At 50.5% G+C, this 551-nt stretch carries 1 protein-coding gene; it reads right to left on the reverse strand.

Annotation, left to right across the window (positions count from 1 at the left end):
* Nucleotides 1-551 (reverse strand): Ig-like domain-containing protein (locus tag FC82_RS16945; protein WP_235809252.1); only part of this gene is annotated, 551 nt, incomplete at both ends.

Raw genomic sequence — 551 nt, forward strand, 5'->3', positions numbered from 1 at the left:
TCAATGGTCGGATCACTTGGCACAGTGGCCGTTGCCGGGTCACCACCATCAGGGGTAGCAGTAACCGTTTCACCCGGTGTAACATCCTTGGCCTGGATTGGAATGGTGAAATCACCGTTACCATCTGAGGTCCCAGTCCCAATAACATTGCCGTCAGGGTCAGTTAACGTCACCGGTGTGTTTGGATCGGTGTTTCCAGTGAAATCGTAACCGTCAGTTGAATTCCCGGTAATCTTAGGATCTTGAATGACCGCCTTGTCACCATCCGGAACGGTCAGCGTGGTTGAATCCCCACCTTCCGGTGTAACCGTAATTGGGTCACCTGGATCCACATCTTCTGCCTTAACTGGAATGATGAATGTGCCATCACCATTTGTTGATCCAAATGCGATCGGGTCACCATTTTTGTCATAAATTGTGATTGGTGTGTTTGGCACTGACTTGCCCGTAACTGTGTAACCATCTTCAGGATCCCCAGTAATGCCTGCATCGGTGATAGTTGGGTCTGATGGAATCGTTGCATCGACTGGGTCGCCGTTTTCTGGGGTTGC

It is taken from the genome of Secundilactobacillus collinoides DSM 20515 = JCM 1123, from assembly GCF_001435975.1.
Taxonomy (GTDB): Bacteria; Bacillota; Bacilli; order Lactobacillales; family Lactobacillaceae; genus Secundilactobacillus; species Secundilactobacillus collinoides.